Source organism: Kitasatospora sp. NPDC007106 (genome assembly GCF_040634455.1).
Lineage (GTDB): Bacteria > Actinomycetota > Actinomycetes > Streptomycetales > Streptomycetaceae > Kitasatospora > Kitasatospora arboriphila.
The window spans coordinates 1-2,235 of sequence record NZ_JBEYFP010000911.1 but is presented as its reverse complement, the minus strand read 5'-3'; the positions used below and the strand labels follow the sequence as shown (position 1 = coordinate 2,235).

Annotated in this window: 1 protein-coding gene; it reads right to left on the bottom strand. The window is 70.6% G+C overall.

What is annotated here, in order from left to right; genetic code table 11:
- Positions 1-45 precede the first annotated feature (45 nt).
- The gene (locus ABZ641_RS33940; protein ID WP_359988142.1) at positions 46-1,971 is read right to left on the bottom strand and encodes a lamin tail domain-containing protein; all 1,926 of its coding nucleotides are present in this window, start codon (positions 1,969-1,971) and stop codon (positions 46-48) included.
- Between the last annotated feature and the right edge of the window lie 264 nt (positions 1,972-2,235).

The window sequence follows — 2,235 nt, the reverse complement described above, 5'->3', positions numbered from 1 at the left end:
GGGCCGCACCGGCCCCCTCCCCGTCCGTGCCATGGGTCGGTCGGATCAGCAGGGGAAGGTGCCGCTGTAGACGGCGTGGCCGTAGGAGGAGCTGCCGTTGCCGAAGCCCTGGATGCCGTCGTCGCTGAAGACCGCCTCGCGGAAGCCGTTGACGCAGGTCGAGGTCGGCGCGATCGCGAAGCCCTCCAGGTTGTCGGTCGGCATGACGGCCGGGTTGGTGTAGGTCACGTCGGGGACGACGGCGCCGGCGGCGTCGACCTTCAGGAAGGTGTGCGTCTCACCGCAGGTGTTGTCGCAGGTGGCGACGATGCGGCTGGTCCCGGCGTCGAACATCACGTCCATCACGGAGACCTTGCCGGTCGCGATCGTGCCGAACGTGGTGAACGTGCCGTCGGAGTTCAGGCCGTAGACGTGCAGCGAGCCGTCCCACTCCAGGCCGGCGAAGAACAGGCCCGATCCGTGCAGCGGGTAGTTCGCCGGGTTGTAGGCGCTGCCGGTCAGCGGGTCGGCCCAGCCGTTGGCGGTCAGCCAGCTGTCCGGCACGTAGCCGACGCCCTCGAAGCCGAGGTTGGCGTCGTCCTTGCTGCCGGTGTCGAGCTGCGGGAACTGCGCGGTCATGTCCCACTGGTGGACGGGCGTGAGCGTCGAGCCGGTCGCGGCCGGGTCGAACTCCATGATCGTGTCCTTGGGGACGGTGTTGTGGGTGTTGTCGCGCTCGGAGGTCACGTAGACGTGGCCGTTGGCACCGACCGTCAGGCCCTCGGAGTCCGGCTCACCGGTGCCGCCCGCGAAGCGGATCTGCTTGCCGGTCGCGCTCCACGTCGCGTCGGGGACCCACTTGCCGTTGCTCTTGACCAGCTTGTACAGCCAGTTCTTGTTCTTTGCGGCCCACAGCACCGTCGGGTTCGCCGGGTCGAACGCCAGCCCGCTGACGTCCCGTCCCTCGGGGCCGGTGGACGTGGTGAACGCGCAGACGTTGTCGGCGATCGTGACGTCCGGGCCGCCCGGCCAGGCCAGGGTGCCGGACGGGGTGGAGCCCGTGCCGGAGGGCGCCTCGGGGGTGCAGCCGCTGGTGAGCGCGCCGCCGCCGCCCAGCAGCTGGCCGGTCTGACCGCCGCCTCCACCGCCGCCGCTGCCGGAGCAGGAGTTCGCGCTGCCGAGCGTCGCGGTCACCGCGGTCTGGAACCGGCCGGTGCCGTTGGCGCAGCGCTCGTCGGACGGCTTGGCGCCGTCGGTCGCCCAGGTCACCGAGTCGACGGTGCTGCCGTTGCCGTCGAGCAGGAAGACCGAGTCGTTGTCGCCCAGGCCGAGGGTGGAGTTGAAGGTGACGTACCCGCCGGCGGGGATGCTGGTCGCGCTCGGCGAGGAGGACGAGATCGAGACCGGGGTGTGGGTGGTGTCGCCGTCGACGTACTTCCACGACCCGATGCCGACGGCGGTCGTGCCGCCGTTGTACAGCTCGACGGTGTCCGAGCCGTTGGAGGTGACCTCGTTGATCCGCACCCGGCTCGCCGCCGGGATCGACGACGGGCAGCCCGGGGCGTTCGCGGCGCCGAACGTGGTCGCGGTGGCCGCGGTCACCCACGCCCCGGTGCCGTCGCCGCCGCAGCGCGCCATCGCCGGCTTCGCCCCGTTGGTCGCCCACTCGACGCGGTCGACCACCGTGCCGTCGGCCGTGTAGATCACCAGCTTGTCGGAGTCGCCCAGTCCCTTGGGCGAGTTGAAGGTGACGAAGCCGCCGGCGGCGATCGTGGTGGAGGAGGGGCTGAACGACTGCGGCGAGAAGCCGTCGTCGGACATCTTCCAGCCGCTGATGCTCACCGCCGTCGACCCGGTGTTGTACAGCTCCACCGTGTCGTTGTTGGACGAGGTGACCTCGTTGATCCGAACGTTCTGGTAGCCGGCCGGGTCGGCGGCCGCGGCGGGCTGCGCGGCGACCAGCCCGGTGACGACCAGACCCGAAAACGTCAAAGCCGCGGCGCACACGGAGGCGACGCCTGCACGCGAGTGTGAGGTATGCACGGGGCCGAACTCTGGTGGCGCGACCTTGAAACGGCGTGTACGGCGGCTGAATGCCGCCCGCTGGCCGCCGTAACGCTGGGCGCCGGTCCGCCGGCCGTGATCGTCGGCGGCGGACCCGCGCCCGCGGGTCAGCCCCCCCCCGTCGGCCGCAGGTGGCTCTCGGCGTAGCGAGATCGGAATATCACACCTCTGAACAACATTCACCACAAAAAA